This window comes from Promicromonospora sp. NPDC023805, from assembly GCF_040639635.1.
Classification (GTDB): Bacteria; Actinomycetota; Actinomycetes; order Actinomycetales; family Cellulomonadaceae; genus Promicromonospora.
The window spans coordinates 31,626-51,814 of sequence record NZ_JBFAAH010000019.1 but is presented as its reverse complement, the minus strand read 5'-3'; the positions used below and the strand labels follow the sequence as shown (position 1 = coordinate 51,814).

26 protein-coding genes and 1 tRNA gene are annotated in these 20,189 nt (G+C 69.1%); 14 read left to right on the top strand and 13 right to left on the bottom strand.

All coding sequences use genetic code 11. The features are described 5' to 3' along the window. Positions 1-17 precede the first annotated feature (17 nt). Positions 18-653 carry a uracil phosphoribosyltransferase gene (gene upp, locus AB0F70_RS18600; protein ID WP_357451328.1) on the bottom strand — a complete coding sequence of 212 codons (636 nt, stop codon included), beginning with the start codon at positions 651-653 and terminating at the stop codon, positions 18-20. 151 nt (positions 654-804) lie between these two features. Here upp and AB0F70_RS18595 point away from each other — a divergent pair, with 151 nt between their 5' ends. Together AB0F70_RS18595 and AB0F70_RS18590 are read left to right on the top strand one after the other, a co-directional pair. Beyond that, positions 805-1,278: a nucleoside deaminase gene (locus AB0F70_RS18595; protein WP_357451501.1), complete on the top strand. Its 474-nt coding sequence runs from the start codon at positions 805-807 to the stop codon at positions 1,276-1,278. Positions 1,279-1,404: 126 nt separating this feature from the next. Further along, complete coding sequence (locus tag AB0F70_RS18590; RefSeq protein WP_357451497.1) at positions 1,405-2,214, top strand: Sir2 family NAD-dependent protein deacetylase; 810 nt, start codon at positions 1,405-1,407, stop codon at positions 2,212-2,214. Positions 2,215-2,263: 49 nt separating this feature from the next. On the opposite strand, the gene AB0F70_RS18585 is transcribed toward AB0F70_RS18590, so the two are convergent. Then, complete coding sequence (locus AB0F70_RS18585; protein WP_357451325.1) at positions 2,264-3,220, bottom strand: transglutaminase-like domain-containing protein; 957 nt, start codon at positions 3,218-3,220, stop codon at positions 2,264-2,266. 257 nt (positions 3,221-3,477) lie between these two features. Between AB0F70_RS18585 and AB0F70_RS18580 the strand changes: the two genes are divergently transcribed. Next, complete coding sequence (locus tag AB0F70_RS18580; RefSeq protein WP_357451322.1) at positions 3,478-4,485, top strand: arabinan endo-1,5-alpha-L-arabinosidase; 1,008 nt, start codon at positions 3,478-3,480, stop codon at positions 4,483-4,485. Positions 4,486-4,558: 73 nt separating this feature from the next. Here the strand turns inward: AB0F70_RS18580 and AB0F70_RS18575 are convergent, their stop codons facing one another. The 3 genes from AB0F70_RS18575 to AB0F70_RS18565 are packed head-to-tail and all read right to left on the bottom strand — an operon-like array spanning position 4,559 to position 7,583. Next, entirely contained in the window at positions 4,559-6,151 is a 1,593-nt protein-coding gene (locus tag AB0F70_RS18575; RefSeq protein WP_357451319.1) for a carbohydrate-binding domain-containing protein, read from the bottom strand. After that, positions 6,148-6,945 (bottom strand): polyphosphate polymerase domain-containing protein, encoded by a 798-nt coding sequence (locus AB0F70_RS18570; RefSeq protein ID WP_357451316.1) that lies wholly within the window; start codon positions 6,943-6,945, stop codon positions 6,148-6,150. Before AB0F70_RS18570 ends, AB0F70_RS18575 begins: the two co-directional genes overlap by 4 nt. After that, positions 6,942-7,583 (bottom strand): DUF4956 domain-containing protein, encoded by a 642-nt coding sequence (locus AB0F70_RS18565; protein ID WP_357451313.1) that lies wholly within the window; start codon positions 7,581-7,583, stop codon positions 6,942-6,944. Before AB0F70_RS18565 ends, AB0F70_RS18570 begins: the two co-directional genes overlap by 4 nt. Positions 7,584-7,822: 239 nt before the next feature. Here AB0F70_RS18565 and AB0F70_RS18560 point away from each other — a divergent pair, with 239 nt between their 5' ends. Together AB0F70_RS18560 and AB0F70_RS18555 are read left to right on the top strand one after the other, a co-directional pair. Next, positions 7,823-8,089, top strand: a complete 267-nt coding sequence (locus AB0F70_RS18560; protein WP_357451310.1) for a hypothetical protein — start codon at positions 7,823-7,825, stop codon at positions 8,087-8,089. 2 nt (positions 8,090-8,091) lie between these two features. Beyond that, complete coding sequence (locus AB0F70_RS18555) at positions 8,092-8,694, top strand: hypothetical protein (RefSeq protein WP_357451307.1); 603 nt, start codon at positions 8,092-8,094, stop codon at positions 8,692-8,694. A 134-nt stretch (positions 8,695-8,828) separates the two neighbouring features. Here the strand turns inward: AB0F70_RS18555 and AB0F70_RS18550 are convergent, their stop codons facing one another. Further along, positions 8,829-9,566, bottom strand: coding sequence for a GntR family transcriptional regulator (locus tag AB0F70_RS18550; protein WP_357451304.1), 738 nt, complete (start codon positions 9,564-9,566; stop codon positions 8,829-8,831). A gap of 194 nt (positions 9,567-9,760) precedes the next feature. Here AB0F70_RS18550 and AB0F70_RS18545 point away from each other — a divergent pair. Continuing rightward, positions 9,761-9,847, top strand: a tRNA-Ser gene (locus AB0F70_RS18545). Positions 9,848-9,916: 69 nt separating this feature from the next. Here the strand turns inward: AB0F70_RS18545 and AB0F70_RS18540 are convergent. Beyond that, complete coding sequence (locus AB0F70_RS18540) at positions 9,917-10,237, bottom strand: hypothetical protein (protein WP_357451301.1); 321 nt, start codon at positions 10,235-10,237, stop codon at positions 9,917-9,919. Positions 10,238-10,381: 144 nt separating this feature from the next. Between AB0F70_RS18540 and AB0F70_RS18535 the strand changes: the two genes are divergently transcribed. Further along, positions 10,382-11,395 carry a hypothetical protein gene (locus tag AB0F70_RS18535; protein WP_357451299.1) on the top strand — a complete coding sequence of 338 codons (1,014 nt, stop codon included), beginning with the start codon at positions 10,382-10,384 and terminating at the stop codon, positions 11,393-11,395. A 187-nt stretch (positions 11,396-11,582) separates the two neighbouring features. Here the strand turns inward: AB0F70_RS18535 and AB0F70_RS18530 are convergent, their stop codons facing one another. After that, a complete protein-coding gene (locus AB0F70_RS18530; RefSeq protein WP_357451296.1) occupies positions 11,583-11,735 on the bottom strand; it encodes a hypothetical protein in 153 nt (50 codons plus the stop codon). A gap of 403 nt (positions 11,736-12,138) precedes the next feature. Here AB0F70_RS18530 and AB0F70_RS18525 point away from each other — a divergent pair, with 403 nt between their 5' ends. Beyond that, positions 12,139-12,405: a hypothetical protein gene (locus AB0F70_RS18525; protein ID WP_274994785.1), complete on the top strand. Its 267-nt coding sequence runs from the start codon at positions 12,139-12,141 to the stop codon at positions 12,403-12,405. Beyond that, on the top strand, positions 12,402-12,713 hold the full coding sequence (locus AB0F70_RS18520) for a type II toxin-antitoxin system PemK/MazF family toxin (protein WP_357451292.1): 312 nt from the start codon (positions 12,402-12,404) through the stop codon (positions 12,711-12,713). Before AB0F70_RS18525 ends, AB0F70_RS18520 begins: the two co-directional genes overlap by 4 nt. Before the next feature lie 301 nt (positions 12,714-13,014). On the opposite strand, the gene AB0F70_RS18515 is transcribed toward AB0F70_RS18520, so the two are convergent. Then, positions 13,015-13,515, bottom strand: coding sequence for a DUF402 domain-containing protein (locus tag AB0F70_RS18515; protein ID WP_357451289.1), 501 nt, complete (start codon positions 13,513-13,515; stop codon positions 13,015-13,017). A gap of 230 nt (positions 13,516-13,745) precedes the next feature. Beyond that, a complete protein-coding gene (locus AB0F70_RS18510) occupies positions 13,746-14,348 on the bottom strand; it encodes a DUF5946 family protein (protein WP_357451285.1) in 603 nt (200 codons plus the stop codon). 157 nt (positions 14,349-14,505) lie between these two features. On the opposite strand from AB0F70_RS18510, the gene AB0F70_RS18505 reads away from it, so the two are divergent. Beyond that, on the top strand, positions 14,506-15,150 hold the full coding sequence (locus AB0F70_RS18505; RefSeq protein ID WP_357451282.1) for a 2'-5' RNA ligase family protein: 645 nt from the start codon (positions 14,506-14,508) through the stop codon (positions 15,148-15,150). A 6-nt stretch (positions 15,151-15,156) separates the two neighbouring features. Here the strand turns inward: AB0F70_RS18505 and AB0F70_RS18500 are convergent, their stop codons facing one another. Then, positions 15,157-15,576 (bottom strand): hypothetical protein, encoded by a 420-nt coding sequence (locus AB0F70_RS18500; RefSeq protein ID WP_357451279.1) that lies wholly within the window; start codon positions 15,574-15,576, stop codon positions 15,157-15,159. A 51-nt stretch (positions 15,577-15,627) separates the two neighbouring features. On the opposite strand from AB0F70_RS18500, the gene AB0F70_RS18495 reads away from it, so the two are divergent. From AB0F70_RS18495 to AB0F70_RS18485, 3 genes are read left to right on the top strand one after another with little or no spacing between them, the layout of a single operon-like run. Then, positions 15,628-16,551: an LD-carboxypeptidase gene (locus AB0F70_RS18495; RefSeq protein WP_357451276.1), complete on the top strand. Its 924-nt coding sequence runs from the start codon at positions 15,628-15,630 to the stop codon at positions 16,549-16,551. A 10-nt stretch (positions 16,552-16,561) separates the two neighbouring features. Beyond that, positions 16,562-16,966 (top strand): NUDIX hydrolase, encoded by a 405-nt coding sequence (locus AB0F70_RS18490; RefSeq protein ID WP_357451273.1) that lies wholly within the window; start codon positions 16,562-16,564, stop codon positions 16,964-16,966. A gap of 9 nt (positions 16,967-16,975) precedes the next feature. Next, positions 16,976-17,794, top strand: a complete 819-nt coding sequence (locus tag AB0F70_RS18485; RefSeq protein ID WP_357451270.1) for a hypothetical protein — start codon at positions 16,976-16,978, stop codon at positions 17,792-17,794. Between the two features lie 9 nt (positions 17,795-17,803). Here AB0F70_RS18485 and AB0F70_RS18480 read toward each other — a convergent pair whose 3' ends face one another. Further along, the gene (locus tag AB0F70_RS18480) at positions 17,804-18,661 is read right to left on the bottom strand and encodes an alpha/beta hydrolase-fold protein (RefSeq protein ID WP_357451267.1); all 858 of its coding nucleotides are present in this window, start codon (positions 18,659-18,661) and stop codon (positions 17,804-17,806) included. A gap of 221 nt (positions 18,662-18,882) precedes the next feature. On the opposite strand from AB0F70_RS18480, the gene AB0F70_RS18475 reads away from it, so the two are divergent. Continuing rightward, positions 18,883-19,290, top strand: a complete 408-nt coding sequence (locus tag AB0F70_RS18475) for a carboxymuconolactone decarboxylase family protein (protein WP_357451264.1) — start codon at positions 18,883-18,885, stop codon at positions 19,288-19,290. 40 nt (positions 19,291-19,330) lie between these two features. Here AB0F70_RS18475 and AB0F70_RS18470 read toward each other — a convergent pair whose 3' ends face one another. Further along, positions 19,331-20,119, bottom strand: coding sequence for a TetR family transcriptional regulator (locus tag AB0F70_RS18470; protein WP_357451262.1), 789 nt, complete (start codon positions 20,117-20,119; stop codon positions 19,331-19,333). Between the last annotated feature and the right edge of the window lie 70 nt (positions 20,120-20,189).

The window sequence follows — 20,189 nt, the reverse complement described above, 5'->3', positions numbered from 1 at the left end:
TCAGTAACGCCTGGTCGTCAGACGATGCCGTACAGGCGGTCGCCCGCGTCGCCCAGTCCGGGCACGATGTAGGCCTTCTCGTTGAGCCGCTCGTCCACCGCTGCCACGACGACGGTCAGGTTCGCCCGGTCGCCCACGTGCTCCTCGAGCAGCTGGATACCCTCGGGGGCCGCCAGCAGGCAGACCGCCGTCACCTCGCGGGCGCCGCGCTCCAGCACGTAGTCGATGGCTGCGACCAGGGTGCCGCCGGTGGCGAGCATCGGGTCGATCAGGAACACGTGCCGGCCGGTGAGGTCGTCGGGCAGGCGGTTCGCGTACGTGACGGCCTTGAACGTCTCCTCGTCGCGCACGAGGCCGAGGAACCCGACCTCCGCCGTCGGGAGCAGGCGGCTCATGCCGTCGAGCATGCCCAGTCCGGCGCGCAGGATCGGCACCACGAGCGGCGGCGGTGACGCCAGGCGGGTGCCCGTCATGGTGGTGACCGGAGTCTTGACCTCGTGCGGCTCGGTGGCGATGTCCCGCGTGGCCTCGTAGGCCAGGAGCGTGACGAGCTCGTCGACGAGCAGGCGGAAGGTGGGCGAAGCAGTTGTCTCGTCCCGCAGGACGGTCAGCTTGTGGGCGACCAGGGGGTGATCGACGACGTGGAGGCGCATAGCCCCACGCTACCGGGCAGTTGCGCGCCAGGACCGCGTGGAGGCCCTGAACGTTGCCAGGCCCACACCGCGCGTCGGCCACACCGGGTCGACGGACGTGCGGGTCACTAGGGTGACTTCTGTGTCGGAGACGTCGGAGGGCCTGAGCGCGATGAGCGTCGCCGAGCGCCGCGCGCACTGGGAGAGCTGGATGGGCGCCGCGCTCGACGAGGCGCGCCGCGCCCTCGACACCGGCGACGTACCGGTCGGCGCCCTGGTGCTCGACGAGGCGGGACGGGTCATCGGCGTCGGGCACAACGAGCGGGAGGCGACGGGGGACCCGACAGCTCATGCCGAGGTGCTCGCGATGCGAGCCGCCGCCGCGGCGCGCGGCGAGTGGCGCCTGACCGGCTGCACGCTGGTGGTGACGCTCGAACCGTGCCCGATGTGTGCGGGCGCGCTGGTGCAGGCAAGGGTGCGACGCCTGGTGCTGGGGGCGTGGGACCCGAAGGCGGGCGCCACCGGCTCCGTCTGGGACCTCGTGCGTGACCAGCGTGCGCTGCACGAGGTGGAGGTGCTCGGCGGCGTGCGCGAGGGGGAGTGCGGGGCGCTGCTCCGCGAGTTCTTCGAGGCGCGGCGCGGCTGAGCCTGGTGCGAAATGGAACACAAGGCGCCGCCGTCGGACCTCTCCCGGCATACCCTCGTAAGCGTGTTCCCTCAAGCCCGACCCACCACCTGGCAGCCGGAGCCCGTCGAGGTCGCCCGCACCACGGTGGACGACGCCGTCGAAGTGCTCGCCGGCCTGCGGTTCACCGCGCTGACGGGCGCCGGAGTCTCTACCGACTCAGGCATCCCCGACTACCGCGGCCCCGACTCCCCGCCCCGCAACCCGATGACCTACCAGCAGTTCGTGGGCGACGAGGAGTTCCGCCGCCACTACTGGGCGCGCAACCACGTGGGCTGGAAGCACGTGAACCGGACGGTGCCGAACGCCGGGCACCGGGCACTGGTCCGGCTGGAGGAGCGCGACCTCCTCGCCGGGATCATCACGCAGAACGTGGATCTGCTGCACGAGGACGCGGGCTCGCGCAACGTCATCGACCTGCACGGACGCTACGACCGGGTGATCTGCCTGTCCTGCGGCCGGGTCATCTCGCGCACGCACCTCGCCGAGCGCCTCGACGCCCTCAACCCGGACTTCCTCGAGTCGATCGGCGACGTCGCGGACATCGAGATCGCGCCCGACGCCGACGCCGTGATCGAGTCGACCGCCCACTTCCGGCCGGCGCCCTGCGAGTTCTGCGGCGGGGTGCTCAAGCCGGAGATCGTCTACTTCGGCGAGAACGTGCCGCGCGAGCGCGTGGACCGCGCGTTCGCGATGGTGGACTCCGCCGACGCGCTGCTCGTCGCGGGCTCGTCCCTGACCGTGATGAGCGGGCTCCGGTTCGTGCGGCATGCGGCGGGCGAGGGCAAGCCGGTGGTGATCGTGAACCGCGGCATCACCCGCGGCGACAAGTACGCGACGGTGAAGATCGAGGCGGGCACGAGCGACGTCCTGCAGGAGCTGGTAGCCCGCCTCTGACCCTGCTTTGTCGTGGGCGTGACCGCGCGAGTCACGCCCACGACAGAAGTCAGTGGGCGGAGAGGTCCGTGATGCCCTTGTGGCCAGTGGGGGAGATCGTGAGCACGCGTTCGCCCGGGTGCAGCCGCACGTCCTCGCGGTAGAGCTCGGCGAGCTGGTCGGCGGCCTCCTGGTCCCCTGCGTCGGCGGCGACGAGCAGGTACGCGAGCTCGTCGACGACGGCGTCCAGCTCGGCGTCGGACACGTCGGCACCCGGCAGCCCGGTCTCCTGGACCCAGGCCTCTGCGCGACCGTTCCCCGCCTCGCGGACCACCGGGTTCCGGAGCCGCGATCCCCACAGGTCCCAGAGCAGCAGCTCGTCGCGGTGCCGGTGCGCCACCTCGAGCAGCACGTAGTCGCGCACGAAGTCCCGGCCGCTCAGCCCTGGTAGGTCCGGGTCCACGCCGTAGGTGGCGGGGTCGGCGGTGCCGGCCCGGATCGCCAGCCACGACTCGGCAGCCGTCGGGAACGGGGACTCCGGTCCGGTCGGCATGTCGTGGACGTCGAAGTCGAAGTCCTCCTGGCCGAGCTCCGGGTCGAATCGCACCCAACGGGTGCCGTCCCAGCGCTCGCCCACCACGTGGTCGGCGTTCCAGCCGGGTACGAAGTACGTGGCGAAGCCGATCCGGGACCGCGCGGGGACGCCGTGCGTGCGCAGCACGCCGAGCGCCAGGAGCGTGTGGTCACGGCAGCAGCCGGCCACCTGCTGGGCCTGCGAGCGCGGCCCGTCGAGTGGTGCGCGCATCTCGGCGGCGTCCAGGATCGAGGTCAGCCAGCGACGGTCCGGGTCGGACTTCTGGGCCTCGGTCAGCTGCGGGCCACCGGCCCGGTAGTGAATGACGGCGGAGCAGACGAACTTGTGCAGGTCGGCTGGAGCGGTGCTCTGCTCGGTGAAGAGTCCTGTGTGATTTCCGGGGTTCGAGTACGGACTGTGGTCCGAGTAGTCGAAGAGCGTGGGCGCGGGCATCGGTGTCCTCCCTCGGCGGTGTCGGAAGGCTACCGCGCAGGGTGCGAGATTTGACAGCCCGTTTTGCCGCCCGCTCCGGCGGTCGGGTCCGGGGCCCCGGGAACACTGATCTCGGCTGCCACTTGACGCGCCAATTCACCCGCCTCACACTGTTCTACAACCTTGTAAAAGCCGGAGCGACGACGGTCCGGACTTCGATTGTGAGCGCTCACAATCGGGCCTTCGTCGTGGCCGGTACCTTCCGGACGGAGGCAAAGATGCATCAGTTCCGAGCACGATCCGCCAGCAGAGCCCGACGTCGACAGGTGGCCGTCGCGCTGCTCGTCGCCGCGGGGCTCGCGATCAGCCCTGCCGCGTCGATGGCGGCACCCAGCGCGGTGGCGGCCTATCCCAACCCGGGGGCCGTCACGGGGAGCACCGGCGTGCACGACCCGGAGGTCGCCAAGACGCCCAGCGGCACCTATCTGCTCGCCCACACGGGCGCCGGGATCACCCTGAAGACGTCCACGGACCGCACCCGGTGGAACGACGCCGGGGCCGCGTTCCCGAACGGCGTCCCGTGGGCGCACGGGTACACGAACAACAGCAACGACGTCTGGGCGCCGGACATCACCTACGTCAACGGCCGCTACTACATGTACTACTCGGCCTCGACGTTCGGCTCGAACCGTTCGGCGATCTTCCTCGCCACGAGCACCACCGGTGCGCAGGGTTCGTGGACCAACCAGGGCCTCGTCGTCGAGTCGCGGACGTCGGACAACTGGAACGCCATCGACCCCAACCTCGTCATCGACCAGTCCGGCCGCTGGTACCTGAGCTTCGGCTCGTTCTGGTCGGGTCTGAAGATGATCAGGCTCGACGCCGCGACGGGCAAGCGGTCCGGGACCGAGTTCCACAGCATCGCCGGCCGCGGCGGCGGCGCCATCGAGGCCCCGACCATCCACTACCGAGGCGGCTACTACTACCTGTTCGTCTCGTTCGACGCCTGCTGCCAGGGCGCAAACAGCACCTACCGCGTGATGGTGGGCCGCTCGACGTCGGTCACCGGTCCGTACGTCGACCGCGCAGGGACCGCCATGAACTCCGGCGGCGGGACGGAGATCCTGGCGGGCCACGGGAGCATCCACGGCCCCGGCCACCAGGCGGTGCTCGCCGACAACGACGCCGACGCGTTCTTCTACCACTACTACACGGACAGCGGGGCGTCCCGCCTGGGCATCAACCTGCTCGGCTACGACTCGGCAGGCTGGCCGTACGTCTACTGAACCTGTTGAGTGCTGGGTATTTGTGGGTTCTGACGTTCAGAACCCACAAATACCCAGCACTCAGCGTTGTCGGTCAGGGGCGGACGGTCATTCCGATGCCTTCCGGGGTGTCACCCGCCGTGACCGTCGCTATCTCCGAGCCGTCCGCCTGGATCGTGTACTCCTCGCCGCTCGTCACGGCCGATGACGCAAGGACCAGCGCCTGCACGTCCTTGGTCAGCGTCACCTCGGCAACCGTGTCGCCCGACGCGTCGACCACCACCAGGTCCGCACCGGCGCTCAGGGTGTCGAACGTTGCCGCCACCCAGCCCTCCGAACCGTCGCCCGGCGTTTGCAGCATGCCCGAGGTCCCGACCGCGAGCAGCGTCCCGCCGTCTACGGTGATCGCCCCGGCGCCGTCGAGGGTGCCGTTGCCGCCGTCCGTCGGTCCGAAGACCGTGACGTCCCCGCCCGAGACCGTCAACGTCCCGTTCGAGTCCAGGCCGTCACCACCGGCGTCGACCGTGACCGTCCCGCCGGTGATCACCAGCGAGAAGTCGCCGGCGGCCTCGCCGGGCATACCGCCGCCGCCCTGGGGCGGCCCACCCTCCGGCATGGTGCCCGACGCCGGGGGTTCGCCCTTCGCCGCGGTCTCCGGCGCGGTCTCCGCAGTCTCCGCCGTGCCCGTGCCGCCCGCCGCGTTGAAGCCGTCGTCCGACGAGGTGACGTCGACCGTGCCGCCCGCCACGAGGATGTGCGCCGCCTCCAGGCCCTCCACCGACTCGGACACGGTGACCGTTGCGCCGTCCACCAGAAGGTCGCTCTCGGCGTGCACGCCGTCGTCGCCGGACGCGACGGTGATCTCGCCGCCGAGGAGCGCCGCGTAGCCGACGGTCTCGCCGTCGTCGTTGGTGCCGTCCTCGTTGTCCGCCTTGAGGCCGTCGCCGGTCGCGTCGACGTCGAGGGCGCCTCCCGTGACGACCAGGAAGTCCTTGCCGCGTACGCCGTCGTCCACCGCGGTGACGGTGATGTCGCCGCTCGCGATCACCAGGCCGTCCTTCGAAGCGATGCCGTCGTTGGAGCGGCCCGTCACGTTCAGCGCGCCAGTACCGGAGATCACCATCGAGTCCGACGAGAAGAGCGCGGCATTCGGCGCGTCCTCGCTGGTGTCCTCGTACGTCGAGGCGTCGGTAAGGCTGTTGGACGAACCGTCTGCCAGGACCACCGAGACGTCGTCCGCCTGGGTGACCGCGATGGCGGAGCCGGTCGAGCTGGTGATGTCGGCGCCGTCGAGCACGAGCCGGACCAGGCCGTCGGCCTCCGAGCCGACGATCACCTGGCCGTCGTCCAGGGTGCCGCTGATGCGGTACGTGCCGGGCGCCGAGATGGTCACCGTGGTGCCGTCTGCGGTGGCACCGTCCCCCGAGACGGTCACGCCGTCGCCGTCGAGCGCGACGGCGGTCTCGTTCGTGGTGTCCCAGGTCTCGTCCGCGAGGGCGGCGAGCTCTGTGTAGTCCTCGTTGTCGGCAAGGGCGTCGTCGACAGAGGTGGCAACATCCGAGATCGCGACCGTCGACGTGGTGTCGGTGGGCGTGGCCGCAGCAGTGCTGCAACCGGCGAGCGCACCGACCACGAGGGCTCCGGTGAGCGTGGCGGTCAGGAAGCGGTTGGGTCGGCGGATTGTCATGAGGGGGTCCTCTCGCTGGTCAGCTGGGTGGTGGGGGCAGGACGGACGTCGAGACGGCGCCGGACGAGGCGCCGCCAGGGCGCGTCGGGCAGGTCCGGCACGAGCACGGCCAGCCCGGTGGCGTACTTCGAGATGCGGTCCGGGCGGTGTCCAGCCCGCCAGAGCAGGCGGTCCACCGACGACGGCCCGGAGCCGGCGGCGGTCTTGGTCTCGACCACCACGCGGTCGCCGATCGCGGCGCTGCGCGGTTCATCAGGGCCGACGCCGTCGGAGGCCAGCAGTTCCCAGACCAGGCCGGTGTCGAGCGTGACCCGGGCGTCGTCGAGCAGGAGCGTGGTGCGGTGGTACCTCGACCGCAGGGTCGGGGTCAGCACCGGCGCGGGCGGGGCGCCGGCGTCGGCCAGGCGGGCCGAGACGAAGGTGCGTGCCCCGCCGAGGTGACCGGCGTCGTCGTGCGGCTGCCGCTCCTTGACCGTGGTGCCGCGGCCCGCTCGGGTCTTGACCTCGACGAAGCACGACCCGGAGTCGACGTACGTCCGCGTGCGGACCTTGAACCGACGACGACGACGCTTCGCTGCCAAGCGATAGGCGTCGAGGTCGGGGGTGTCGAAGTAGGTGGAGTCGTAGGCGAACGAGCGTGCGTCGTCGATCTCGAGCACCCGCGCCGACGGGAGCGCGGACAGCAGGTCGGCCAGCTCATCCGGGGTCAGGACGTACTTGCGGTCGCGGCGCGTCTGCAGCGCGGCGGCGTCGTTGAGCTCGTCGAGATCGACCGGGGTGAGCGTGTCGATCATCGGGCTGCCACCAGTTCCGAGCGGCCGGCGCCTGCCGTCCCCTCGTGCACGGTGGTGGGGGCGCCCGTGCCGTCGTCGGTCACGATGGGCAGGCGACGTGCCTCCGAGTAGCGAACGTCCACCCACGTGGAGTCGTTCACGAGATCCAGGCGCTGCACGGAGAGGGCATTGACCCGTGCCCCCAGGAGCTGCTCCAGGTGGACCACCAGCTCCTCCTGGTCCGTGATCGCGCGATCAAGCACGACCAGCTGGCTGTGATGCCGCGCGAACAGGCGCGGATGATCGGCAAGGGCCATAACCAGCAGGATCAGCGCACTGCCCGCGATCCCGAGCCAGCCCGTGCTCGTCCCGAGCCCGCCGAGCAGGCCCAGCGCGAGCGACGCGAAGTAGTAGGCGACCTCGTGCTGCGACAGCTCGGTCGAACGCAGCCGGATGATCGACAGCACGCCGAACAGGCCAAGCCCCAGGCCTGCTGCGACGGCGCTCGCGGAGAGCGTCGCGGCGACCGCGAGCACGCCCACGTTGACGCCCAGATAGGCGACGAGGAGGTCGCGCCGTCGGTGCCGTGGAAAGTACAGGGCGAAGGTGAGGATGGTGACGGCGACGAGGTCGACCGCGTAGAGCACGAACTGGTTCATCGGTTCTCCGGGGTTTGCGTGGTGATGAACTGCAGGTAAACGCATGGACCCGGGGGCGCCCTGTGGTGGGGCTGGGGTAAGCCTGGAACCGGCTGGGAATCGCCTGGGCCTGCTCGGCTGACGCTGTTGCTCTGCGGCCGGTCGGAGGAAAATTGTTGAACAACCTAGATACTTGTGTCGGACGCCGCTAGCCTGGTTGTGCAGCGATATCTGCCCGCTCACGCCGGAGGATGACCGACATGGCCGAACCGACAGTGCAGCAGCCCGTGGGGCATCGGTTCGGCCTGCTGGTCCGCGCGGTGCCTCTGCTCCGGCGCAGGGCGCGGGTGGGTGCGGGCGTCCTGCACCTGCACCTGGACCTCGCCGTCACTGACGACGCCGATGCCGCGGCTGCTCTTGAGCGCATCCTCGGTGTGCTGGGTCCGGGGGACCGGGTCTACGTCGTCGGCCCGCCTGATGTGGCGGAGCCGCGGGTGGACGACCGGCCGTTCACCATCTGGGCCTGACCGTGCCCGGCCTGGGCTGGCTGGTCGAGCGGCACGTGACCGTTGCGCGTGCCACCGTCGCGACGGTCACCTACGTGCTGCTGGCCACCGCCTTTGTGCTGGGCGTGCTGTGGTTCGCGCTTCCCGGAGAGCCGCGCTGGGAGCCGGCGGTCAACTCGCTGACCCTCATCGCGGGTATGACGGGGCTGATCGTGGAGCGGCTGAGCAGCGAGGCGGAACGGCATGCTCAGGTGCTCGCGGCGATCCGGCGCGAGCTGGAGCGCAACCGGGCGGTGCTCGCGGACAACGAGTTCGCGCGGACGACGGACGACCGGCCGCGAGCCGTCTTCGCGCGGCTCGCGGTCTCCGCCGTCGACGCCGCGCTCGTCTCGGGGGCGCTCGACCGGCGCCGGGACACCGTGCTGGTGACCGCGCTGCACCGCTGGCGTGACACGGTCCAAGGCTTCAACCGGCGGCTGGACCTCACCGAGAACATGAGCGTGCTGGAGCGGCAGTCGTCGGGGGAGCGTGAGGTGTGGGACGCGGCGATGCGGCTGCGGGGCGGCTATGTCGCCAACACGAGAGCGCAGCTCGAGGAGCTGCTGGCGGTGCTGCCGGTGCGGTGAGCCAGTGTGGCGTGGGCCGTTGGCGGTGGTGGTGCGGCATCTGCTGGGCGCTCCGGGGAAACTGGTACCGAGCGGGATGTGTTGCTCTCAGTCGACAATGTGCACTCTGAGTGACACGTCTGGTCGCCGAGGTGTCAGGCCGGGTCGCCCGGTGCGCGCCGGGAGTACGCGGCCGCGACGGTCCGCTCCGACTGGACGAGGTACTCGTCGAGCTCTGCGGCCGCCGCCGCGCTCTCCCCGGCGAGCGTCATCTCCAGGATGCGCGCGTTGCGCGCCACGTAGGGGGCGTGCAGATACTCGGGGTTGGCGAGCAGGCCGAACGCGAGGCGCAGCTCGGCGGAGACGGTGGCGTAGAGCCGGTCGAGGTGCTCGCTGTCGCAGAGCGCGACGATCCCTCGGTGGAACTCCATGTTCGCCGTGCCTGCGGTGCGCCAGTCCTTCTCGTCGCGGGCCCGTTCCGCGCTCTCGACGGCCTTGCGCATGATCTCGGTGGCCGGGTGCCCGGGCAGCGCGCCTCGCAGGGCCTGGCCCTCGATCATGCGGCGTACACGGTAGATGTCGAGGATAGACGCCAGCGTAGGGACGGCAACCATGACGCCGGCATGCGGGCGTCGGACGAGCAGGTTCTCGTGGGTGAGCACCCGGAAGGCCTCGCGAAGCGTGTTGCGCGAGACCGCGAGGGTCTCGGCGACCGCCTTCTCCGAGAGGCGCTCGCCCGGGCGGGCCTTGCCCGTGATGATCCAGGTGCGGATCGAGGCCGCCGTGCGCTCGACGAGATCGCCCACCTTGGCGTCTGACGGGTCGCCCGCAGTGTCCGCCGCAGCGCCTGCCGCAGTGTCGGAAAGAGGTTCTGCGTCAGCGGTCGTCGCCATGAGGCCACTCTACGGTCGGGTCCGGGTCGCCGGATGATGCGACGCGTCCGGAGGAACTGGCGGTTCTGGTCGTCGGACAGTCGTGAGCCGGGGGAGACGCTCGTCACTGTGTGCCTGAGGCGCCGAAGCCGATTCGTGGAACCGGGCTTCGACCAGGTATCCTGCTACGGCCCGCTCCTCTTGCGGCGGGCAAAGGTAGCGTGTCCGAGCGGCCTAAGGAGCACGCCTCGAAAGCGTGTGTGGGTGAAAGTCCACCGTGAGTTCGAATCTCACCGCTACCGCACCCTGAAGGCCCCCAACCGCAGAATCATGCGGATCTGGGGGCCTTCGTCATGCCGGGCACTCCGCTTTCACTCCGAGTGGGGTTCCGTAGCGCCTTCCGTCACACCGGTGCCCTCCAGAGCCTCCTTCAACCGTTCGCGCATGCGGCCGGTAGAGCGCGGAGTTCCTTCCGTCGAGGGGAACACCAGGCGATCCGGCCCGCCGTCGAACCCGAGCGCCAGTGCTTCCCGAAGCGCATCGACCACGAACGGCGGCAACGTCACCGTGCGGCGCGACGAGTTCGACTTCGGCTTGGCCTGACGGACGAGCTGCCGCCTCGCTTCTTCTCCTTCAGACGCTGCCTTCACTGCGACCCGAACGACGGTTCCATCCACCGTCAATGTCGGCACGTCACCGTCGAGGTCCAGATCCGCCTCACGGGCACAGGCCTGCGCCCAAGCACGTTCGCGATACCTCTACTGGCGCTCCGAGCGCACGGGTGAAGTCCAGGTGGACGCCGTCGGTTTGCCCGGAACGCCTGGCACGATCTAGCAATGCACAAGGTCGTGGAGTGGCTAAAACACTGGTGTATAGCACTCGCTGCCGTAGTGGTTGGGGGCGTCGTGCTTGGTCTCTCCTGGATCGTCGGCGACACGTTCAACAGTGAAGATGGCACTTGGTGGGAATCTGTACTGGCCAATGTCGGAGCCGCGATCCTGCTTGTCGCTCCGATTGCGTGGGCCAGCGACAGATTGACTCGGCAGGTTGAAGGCGTGCGCGAGAACGTAGAGGAGGTTCGTGTCGAATCGGCCGAGACGCGAGCGGACGTTCGTCGTGTCCGCAAGGAGACCTCCGACACGATCGACCTATTGCGCCGGGAGGTTGCATCGCTCCGCGATCTCGGCGAGCAGGTGAGCGCTCGACGTACTGCCGATGAAGAACGAGAGGTCGCCCTATACCGGCGACTCGGCCTTGACGGCACGGCCCCTGATCGCGACGACGTGGTCAAAGCGCTTCGTGTCGCCCGGGAGACCGGAGTCGTGAATGACCGCCACGGACCACGGGCGGAACTCGTGCCATACCATCGCGACTTTCTCGGGCTTTCGTACGAGCCCAACGACTTCGGCGAAGGTAGCCTCTTCTTCGTTGTTCCGCGGAACTCGGCAGTAAGCGAGTACGTGACCTGGGACGTCGGGGTTTCGACAGCGGATGCCGTGCTCATGGTGACCAAGGCGTTACGCAGCAGCGGTGTCAACCCTAGGTTCGACGCGGGGGACTGGTTCCGTCGAATTTCCGAGACCTTGGTAGTCGCAGCATCACACATCGAGCGTCACCGGATCATCCAGTTGTGCGCGCCACAATGGGTAGTCACGAGCGATGGGATCGTGCCTTATCCAGACCGCGCGCTCGAAGGCCTGGGGCCAACAGAGATTCGCAGCGATCACGCGACCACGGAACTCAAGAAGAAGGAATGGGTCGACGCGGACTCCTTTGACAACGCCGTCTTTACTTGGAGGACGATCTTCGGTCACACGGATCCCTGGGGGGCCGTCGGGCAGCCGGTCTAGCCCTTACGGCGTCCATCGAGGTGTCCACCGGCGATGGCCCGTGAGAACTTTCTCTACTGGCTCAAGGCGGGGCTCCACCGCGCTGGGCCGTGCGACCGGCGGGGGCCCGCCTTGGGCCCCGCGCTCCGACGGCCTACCGGACCCAGACATGACGAAGGCGGCCCCGAAAGCAAGCTCGGGACCGCCTTCAGTCGGAGGAATCTGTGTCGCGCTTCCGGTTGGCCTGATCATCGCGGAAGCGTCGAGCCTCGCGTAGCCCCACGATCAGCGTCACCGCAACCGTGAGCACCCCGAACACGAGTGCGCCCACCCAGTCAGTCCAGGTTCCGAGGTCCATCATGGCCAGATGCTATGTGCTCGGGCACAGCCTCCGGCGAGCACCCGGGAATCAAGAGGATCGAGGGGACTGCGGCGTCCCTGATCCTCCGTCATCCATTGGCTTGACCGGGACCCTGACAGCGAACCCGCCGCCAGCGCAACAGGTCCCGCCGACACCCAGCACCACCGCACCAGAGCTGACGGGCGGGACCTGTTGCACTACCGGCAGAACCGATGTTCGAGACGCGCCCCGCGCCAACGGATGACGGAAAATCAGGGACCTCGAGCCGGGAGAATGACGGGTCACAGACCCACAAGGCTGGGAGCGCGACGTCACCCGTATGGGTGACAGTGTCACCCGATCGGGTGACAGTGTCACCCATATGGGGTTCCCTGGGACCATGAAGTCTGTCATTGTGGATGTCATGAGCGAGACAACGACCATCACCATTGCACGCGCCACGAGGCAGCGGCTCGCCCACGTCAAGTTCAACGGCAAGCCGCTCAAGACTGCGGACGAGACCGTGGCGGCCCTCATCGAGGAGCACGAGCGCCGCCAGTTCTGGGAGGCGATGGATGCCATCGACCCGGACGAGTACGAGGCCCAGACCCGCGAAGAGGGCGCCTGGCCGACCGAGGGTGAGTACGCCGCCGAAGAGCAGATGATCCGTGCCCAGGAGACCACCGCGTGATCGTTCAGCGCGGGGATGTCATCTGGCTGTCCATGGACCCCACTGTTGGTCGTGAGCAGGCCCACCACCGGCCACACCTGGTCTTGTCGAATACTCGTCAGCACCGGGCTATGCGACTGGCGATCGTGGTCCCGATGACCTCCACTGACAAGCCCTGGCCGACCCGCGTCGAGGTAGCACCCGGCTCCTACGCGATCTGCGAGCAGCCCTGCACCGTCTCCCTGGAACGCGTCACTCGACACGACCCCACAGGGCACGACACGACCGCCGTCGCCGCCATCCTCCACACCCTGATCGACCCCTCCTAGCCCGAGTTGTCGACGCGGAAACGGCTCGCGGTGATGGCCAGAATCCATGATCGATCCATCACTTTCAGATCGGGCACCGACCAACGAGGGCCGACGCCATACAACCGTGTCGGGTGAACATGCAGGTCAGCGGGTTTGTGATCCAACTGCACCTCACGTGGAACAAACGGCTGTGCTGAGCCCATTGTTACCGCACCCTGAAGGCCCCCCAACCGCTAAATCATGCGGATCTGGGGGCCTTCGTCATGCCGGGCACCCCGTTTGCAGTTCTTCGTCAGCCCGATGGGATCGACGAGAACCGCTAGGAGCGAAGTGACCGCAGCCATGTTCTCGCTGCTCTGCCGAAGGGTTCTGCCTCCATCTGCACGAGAGGCAGCAACGATTGTGCGACCTCGGTTGCGGTCGCTACCTGGCTGTCGGTGAGGTGCCCGGACAGAGCCAGCGCGTCGAACTCGTCCTGGTCGACGATGCCGGCGCGACCATCGGCGCTGCGAAACAGGTCCAGCTCCAGGTCGACGAAGGACCACACTCCTCCATCGAGCCTCGGCGGCGTGCAGATGTCGATAGTGAGGTCGGTCGATTCGGTGAACCAGAAGGCGGGCAGGAACCATGCGCCCTCCGCGACAAGCCAGACAGCATCGTGTTCCTGAGCTTCTTCGCGGCGGCCGTCGGGCTGACGGACCGGGTTCCCGCGCCGCGCGCCAAGCCACGTGCCGTGCTCATCCTGGCCGAGGTGTTCGACCGGCCAGCTGAACCGCTCCGCGCACGTCCCGTCGACCACCGACATCTTTTCCTTGGACATCCTCAACATGGGATCCAGTCCGCCCTTCCTCCGTTGATTCGGGATGCCTCTCGTGCTCAAACGTCAGTCAGGACGCGTCGGAGATCGCCCGCCCGATGCTGCGAAAGAGCCACATAACGCCACGGACGATGTTGACGACCACGCTGACCAGGTCCAGAGCATCCAGCACTCGGCCGATACCGCGACCGAGCGCTCGGAACGGTCGCCCGACTTGGTGCCAGAAGCCCTTCCTAGGGGTGTCGGCCGTCGTCATAACCGCACACTCCCACTCGACGCTTCGGCGAACAATGAATATCTGGGTCAATTCTGGGGAACGAGGGTGCAGTCAAGGCGGCCAGGCCGGTCTCAGGAGCTGGCTGCGGACGACGGTCGGTGGGCGCCGTCGTCCATCTGCTGGGGGCGCGCTCGGCCTCGACGGAGCGTGCCCAGTCGAGCATGCGCTGCTCGTACCCGGCTGCGGGAAAGGTGCCGTCGAGCGAGGTGTCCTCGATGGTCACCGTGGCCGCCGTCGAGCGCGGCGGCGGTGGGTCGAAGGCGCTCCACGGGCGCGCCCCGTGCCGGTTCGCGTGCACCAGGCCCGCCTGGAGCGCGTTCATGGCGTCCAACCCGTCGGCGAGGAACAACGTGACCATGTGCCAATGCCCGTCCAGCGCCGAGGCGGGGGTGCGCGACGGGTGCTGCAAGAGGTAGCACGCGACGTTGAGGCCGTGGAACCGGCCCAACGACTGCAGGCGCTGGAGGTCGAGGGCGAGCAGCGCGTCGAACAGCTCGGCGCACGTCCCCAGGCGCCCGCTGCCGCCGCATTCTGCGCACACCGTGGGCTCGTCGGTCATGCTCGCGACCCTAGAGGTTGACGCTACGGAAACCGCAAGTCGCGGCGGTAACCGTATGCGAGGTGGGCCAGGATCACCCGCGACGTCAGACGCTATGTGCGTCCACTTACGGCATGCTGGTCGAGCCCGACCTCATCGCACGGGAGTCTGATATCTCATGACTGACGACAGCGCGCGTAACGCCGACCACGACGCCATGACCGACCACTGGTGGTGGCGTCCGGGCTGGCGGGTCGGAACCAGGTTCTACGCGTGGCACATCACCCAGGACGACCAGCCGGAGGTGCGCGACCTCGCGCAGGGCTACCGAGCTGCCGTGAGCGCGATCGAGACCCTCGACCCGATCCCGGACGAGTGGCTGCACATGACCATGCAGGGTGTCGGCCACGTCCAGGACATCAATATCGCGGCCCTCGATTTCGTGACCCTTCGAGTGGCCGACCGGCTGCGCGCGCTCGCCCCGATCACGACGTCGTACCAGCGCGCCGACATCACGAGCGAAGCACTGATCCTGACGCCGGACGATCCCGAGGCGTTCGCCGAGGTGCGCAGAGCCATCCGAGCGGGCATCACCGACGCGCTCGGCGCGTGCCCGGAATCCGAGGACGGGTTCCGAGCCCATGTCTCGGTCGCGTACGGCAACGCAGATGCCGACGTCGCGCCGATCCGCGAGGCCCTTGACCGAGCGGAGCCGGCAGCGCCGTCGACCGTGATGTACACGAAGATCTCGCTGATCCGGATGCACCGGGACCAGCGGATGTACGAGTGGGACGTGATCCGTGAGGTCCCGCTCGGCGAGTGACCGGCTCTAGCGGACGACCCGATGGAGGTGTGCCTCGACATCCGTCAGCAAGAGGTCGCACCTGGCTACGGTGGCCGGGCTGTCTCCGAGGTCGTTCCGGTCCAGGGTCTCCCGAGCCGTCACGACGGATCCGGGCGGGAACTGCTGCCAGGTCAGGTCGAGCGCGACCGTCGCGTTCCCGACCTTGAGCTCGCACCAGAAGTGGATCTCGTGCCGGACGCCGGTCCACACGGTTCCCTTGACGATCTCGCTCGTGGGCAGGGAGTGCTGCACCACGCGCGCCGTCGGATAGCACTGGCCGAGTGCGGGATTGCCCTCCTCCCATACCCCGCCGTACGACGTCTTCGCACTCCACGACGCCTCCAGGGCTTCGCGGAGGGTTATGAGATCCACAGGGCTTGTGGACGACGCATCGGGTTCGGGCACGCGGGCAGGTTAGCGGCCCGACGACGTCGTCGGCCCGGTAAGGTCCCGCGCATGTCGCGACTCGCTCAGCCTCGGTCCACCATGGTTCGGCCGCGGAGGCTCGAACCCGACGACGTCATCGCGCTCGTCTCGCCGGCCAGCTGGAGCGACGAGCCGTGGGTGGCGGAGAGCGTCGCGACCGTCGAGTCCTGGGGATTCAGGGCGCGCGTCGGGCGTCACGCCACCGACCGGCTCGGGTACCTTGCCGGCGGCGATCGTGAGCGAGCCGCAGATCTCAACGCCGCGATCCGTGACCCGGAGGTCAGAGCCATCGTGTGCCTGCGAGGCGGTTGTGGCAGCTTCCGGCTGCTCGCCGACGTCGATACGGGCGCCCTTCGCGCGGACCCGAAGCCGGTCATCGGGTTCAGCGACATCACCGCGCTGCACCAGGTGTGGCACCTGGCCGGCGTTCCGTCGGTCCATGGCGCCGTCGCCGGGACTCGCGCGGAGACCGTCCGGCGGCTGCTGGTCGGTGAGCGTGGCGAACCGGTGCGGAGCGACGGCGGCCGGTTCGGTGCCGAGCTCACCACCAGCGGCACGGCTTCCGGGCCGTTGTTCGGCGGCAATCTGGAGATGCTGGCTCGCGGTGTCGGCGTCGTTGACAACGACCTCGCGGGCCATGTCCTGCTGCTGGAGACCCACCGGGAGGTCGGCCTCGGGATGGTCGACCGGGCGCTGACCCAGCTGCTGATGTCCGGCGCTCTCGACGGGATCTCAGGTGTCGCGGTGGGCGCCCTGGAGGGATTCGAGGACTACGAGGACCGCGAGTGGACGGTCCTGGACGTACTTCGCGACCGGCTCGGCTCGCTCGGAGTGCCCATCCTGGCCGGGCTGCCGCTCGGGCACCTCGAGAATCCGGTGTCTGTCCCGCTCGGGGTTGAGTGCGAGCTCGACGCCGATGCGGGGACCTTGACGGTCGCGCCGCTGAGCGCCTGAGGTCGGAACCTTGACAACCGGTACGAGCGCCGACCAGGGACCCGCCATCGCCGCAGCGGTCATCGTCCAGGACGGTCGCCTCCTGCTGGTCCAGCGGCGGATCTCCGAAGGCTCGCTGTCGTGGCAGCTCCCGGCCGGCGCCGTCGAACATCGCGAGACCTTCGCACAGGCTGCCGTGCGCGAGACGGCGGAGGAGACGGGCCTCGTGGTCGCGGCCGTCGCGACACTGGGGGAGCGCGTGCACCCGGATACCGGCCGGCTCATCGGCTACGTGGCCTGCCGCGTGCAGGACGGCACCGCCCGCGTCGCCGATACCGACGAGCTCCGGGACATCGCATGGGTCTCGCACGGCGAGCTCAGCAGCTACGTGCCGCACGGCTTCGCGCCGGCCGTGCAGGACTACCTGGCCTCGTAGGGTCAAGCCATGTCCGAGACGGCCGACCACACGAGTATCCGGGCGGCGACCCTCGCCGGAGCCTCGAACAACCAGGACCGCTATGTCGTCGGCGACGGGTTCGCTGCGGTATTCGACGGCGCGACCTCGGTCGCCGGTGACCGTTCCCATGATCCCGGCTGGTACGCGGAACGGCTGGCCCAAGCCATCAGCGAGACGATGCCCCGCCGCGGGCCGATCGCCGACGCCGTGGCCGACGCGATCCGCGTGGTCCGGGACGCGCACGGCTTCACTCCCGACACGAGCCCGACCAGCACCGTCGCCATAGCGCGCTGGTCGGACGACGTCGTGGAGACCTACGCGCTGGGCGACAGCTACGTCGTCGTACTTCGTGCCGACGGCACCGAGTCGGTCCACACCGACGACCGCCTGGACGCTGTCGGCGCACCCGAGCGTGCCGCCTACCGAACGCGCCTGGCGGCCGGCCACGGATACGACGTCGGACACCGCGAGCTGCTCCTTGCACTCCAGGCCGAGCAGGCCCAGCACCGCAACCAGCCCGGTGGCTACTGGATCGCCGGGGCGGAACCCGAGGCCGGGCACCAGGGGATCGCCGCCACCGAGAGCCGCTCGGGCATCACCGCACTCCTGCTCGCCAGCGACGGCGTCGATCCGGAATGTTATCCACAGGCTGTGGACTGGCGAGGTCTCGCAGACGACGCGCACAGGTACGGCGAGGCGCGGGTGCTCCAGGACATCCACGACGCCGAAGCCGTCGACCTGGACGGGCGTCGCTGGCCGCGATCGAAGCCGCACGACGACAAGACGCTGGTGACCGTCCGCTTCTGACGGGCGGCCTCAACCAGCCTCGGCCGGACGCCCCAGCCACCGCAGCGCGTCCGGCAGCAGGACCCCCGTGTGGTTGGGGTTGTGCCCGCCGTCGCCGAGCACGAGCCGGAAGTCGTAGTCGGCCTCCGCGAGGGCCGCGGCGACCCGTAGGTTCTCCGCGAGCCAGTTGTGGTCCGGCTGGTTCCAGCGCAGGTCCCGGTGCCCGGCCTGCATGAAGATCCGGAGGGGCTTGCGGGGCATCAGGTGGATCAGCGCCGGATAGTTGTTGCCGCCCGGCAGCTGCGAGAAGCTGGACAGGAAGCCGGCGACCCGCCGAAACCGGTCAGGGTAGTGCCAGGCCACGGTCAGGGCGCAGTTCCCGCCGCTGCTGCCTCCGACGATGGTCCAGCGTTCCGGGTCGTCGGTGATCGCGAACCGCCGTCGGACCTCCGGGACGATCTCCTCGAGGAGGAAGGCGCCGTACCAGCCGTTGAAGGCGTCGTACTCGGCGTTGCGGTTCTTGCGCTGGACGGGATCCTCGATGTCCGCGAAGACCCCCGGGTCGACGAACACGCCGATCGTGACGGGGATGTCGCCGCTGTGGACGAGGTTGTCCAGGACTATCCCGCCCCGGACCTCGCCGTCGGGGTCGAGGTACCACCAGCCGTCCTGGAAGACGGCGATCCCGGCGGGCTCGGCCGGGTTGTAGGCGGCGGGCACATGGATCCAGACCTTCCGCGTGGTCCCGGGGTATGCCGCGCTCTCCCAGAGCAGCTCGACGGTGAAGCCGTGCGGCACGCCTGGCCTGCGTGCCGAGTCAGGACCGTGCTCGTACCGGACGTCCTCCTGATCGAGAGGTAGCGGAGCAAAGGGTACGTATGCGGTCACACGGCAAGCGTAGGTCGACTGTCACGCGTGGGGACAGCAGCAGCCCGGGCCCGACGCCGCCTGCGGGCGACCGGGTGAAAGAAAGCACTGTTGACCTGCGCAGATGTCTTGCGCTACGGCCTGGTCATGGGCTGGACTTGGGCCGCGCCCACCGGCGCATGCTCCTGCATCAACAATCGAGCCCACGTCACCCGTGCCGGCAGCTCAGAGAGAGAAGGACGATGACCAAGAACGATGCGGTGCGTGCGGAACGATTCGCGTCCGGCAAGAGGGTCCTCGACTCCGTCCATGACGCCCCCGGTCACAACGTCATCGACTCCCTGGCGGACATCGCCCCCGAGCTCGGGCACCAGATCGTCGCGTGGGGTTACGGGGACATCTATGCCCGGCCCGGGCTGAAGCCCAAGCAGCGGCAGCTGGTGACCCTCGGGATCCTCACCGCCCTCGGCGGCAGCGAGGCGCAGCTCGAGGTGCACGTCGGTGCGTCGCTCAACGTCGGGCTCACCCCGGAGCAGATCATCGAGGTCTTCCTGCACAGCTCCGTCTACTGCGGGTTCCCGCGGGCACTGAACGCTGTCGGCGTCGCGAGGAAGGTGTTCACCGAGCGCGGGCTGCTGCCGCTGGCGTGAACGCCGCCCGACGGCGGGATCGGTCGCCTCGGCCCGCGGATCAGGCTGCGGACCGGAGGCGCCGACGATAGGCCTTCTGGCGGCACGCCGCGCTGCAGAACCGGGCAGGACGGCCTGTCCCGGAGGGCATCAACGGCTCGCCACAGACCTCGCATGCGGGCCGTTCCGGGGCCGGGATGCTCGCGTTACGTTGCTCGGCCGCGGTGGGTCTTTCATCACGGAACTTGTCAGCCGCTTCGGCTTTCGTCACGGTCGGGGTGGCCACCATCGCGTCGATGACGAGTGCCGTCATCGGTGCCAGCTCCCTGGAGTCGGACTGCAGGCGCTGCATGGCGACACAACCGGTGAAGAGCGCCTGCACGCCCGCGACGTCCAGGTCCGGCCGGACGGCGCCGGCTTGCTGCGCTGCGGCAAGCAGCTGCTCGAGTGCCGTGGCGAACCGCTGGCCCGAGGTCAGCAGCACTGCGCGCGGCCAACCGTCCTTCGACTCGAGCAGTTCGCAGAAGTCCCGGTTCACCGGGGTCGAGGTGACCACCTCGATGACGAAGTCGACGAAGGCCGTGCCGGGATCCGGGGCGCGGCTGTGGTCGGCAGCGAGGCGTGCGAGGCGCTCGACCCGCTGTGACAGGACTGCCTCCAGCAGAGCCTCCTTGGTGGGGAAGTGCCGGTAGACCGTGCCCGCACCGACCCCTGCCCGGCGGGCGATCTCGCCGAGCGACACCGACAGACCTTCCCGTGCGAAGGCGCGCTGGGCCGCGTCCAGGACATTGGCCCGGTTGCGGCGGGCGTCGGCGCGCGAGGCCTCTGGGGCAGTCGTCGAGCTCGGCACGTGACGAAACCTCGATTCCAAGGGCTTGATGGCCGTACCTGGCGCACGTACGTTCGCCAACCGGGTTCAG

Excerpts from the sequence above, each read along its gene's own strand:
- AB0F70_RS18485 (WP_357451270.1), top strand. The coding sequence starts at position 16,976 with ATGTCCGAGACGGCCGACCACACGAGTATCCGGGCGGCGACCCTCGCC.
- AB0F70_RS18515 (WP_357451289.1), bottom strand. The coding sequence starts at position 13,515 with ATGTCCAAGGAAAAGATGTCGGTGGTCGACGGGACGTGCGCGGAGCGG.
- upp (WP_357451328.1), bottom strand. The coding sequence starts at position 653 with ATGCGCCTCCACGTCGTCGATCACCCCCTGGTCGCCCACAAGCTGACC.
- AB0F70_RS18575 (WP_357451319.1), bottom strand. The coding sequence starts at position 6,151 with ATGACAATCCGCCGACCCAACCGCTTCCTGACCGCCACGCTCACCGGA.
- AB0F70_RS18505 (WP_357451282.1), top strand. The coding sequence starts at position 14,506 with ATGACTGACGACAGCGCGCGTAACGCCGACCACGACGCCATGACCGAC.
- AB0F70_RS18585 (WP_357451325.1), bottom strand. The coding sequence starts at position 3,220 with ATGCCCGCGCCCACGCTCTTCGACTACTCGGACCACAGTCCGTACTCG.
- AB0F70_RS18550 (WP_357451304.1), bottom strand. The coding sequence starts at position 9,566 with ATGGCGACGACCGCTGACGCAGAACCTCTTTCCGACACTGCGGCAGGC.
- AB0F70_RS18535 (WP_357451299.1), top strand. The coding sequence starts at position 10,382 with ATGCACAAGGTCGTGGAGTGGCTAAAACACTGGTGTATAGCACTCGCT.
- AB0F70_RS18570 (WP_357451316.1), bottom strand. The coding sequence starts at position 6,945 with ATGATCGACACGCTCACCCCGGTCGATCTCGACGAGCTCAACGACGCC.
- AB0F70_RS18525 (WP_274994785.1), top strand. The coding sequence starts at position 12,139 with ATGAGCGAGACAACGACCATCACCATTGCACGCGCCACGAGGCAGCGG.
- AB0F70_RS18565 (WP_357451313.1), bottom strand. The coding sequence starts at position 7,583 with ATGAACCAGTTCGTGCTCTACGCGGTCGACCTCGTCGCCGTCACCATC.
- AB0F70_RS18510 (WP_357451285.1), bottom strand. The coding sequence starts at position 14,348 with ATGACCGACGAGCCCACGGTGTGCGCAGAATGCGGCGGCAGCGGGCGC.
- AB0F70_RS18475 (WP_357451264.1), top strand. The coding sequence starts at position 18,883 with ATGACCAAGAACGATGCGGTGCGTGCGGAACGATTCGCGTCCGGCAAG.
- AB0F70_RS18530 (WP_357451296.1), bottom strand. The coding sequence starts at position 11,735 with ATGATGGACCTCGGAACCTGGACTGACTGGGTGGGCGCACTCGTGTTC.
- AB0F70_RS18595 (WP_357451501.1), top strand. The coding sequence starts at position 805 with ATGAGCGTCGCCGAGCGCCGCGCGCACTGGGAGAGCTGGATGGGCGCC.
- AB0F70_RS18495 (WP_357451276.1), top strand. The coding sequence starts at position 15,628 with ATGTCGCGACTCGCTCAGCCTCGGTCCACCATGGTTCGGCCGCGGAGG.
- AB0F70_RS18580 (WP_357451322.1), top strand. The coding sequence starts at position 3,478 with ATGCATCAGTTCCGAGCACGATCCGCCAGCAGAGCCCGACGTCGACAG.
- AB0F70_RS18560 (WP_357451310.1), top strand. The coding sequence starts at position 7,823 with ATGGCCGAACCGACAGTGCAGCAGCCCGTGGGGCATCGGTTCGGCCTG.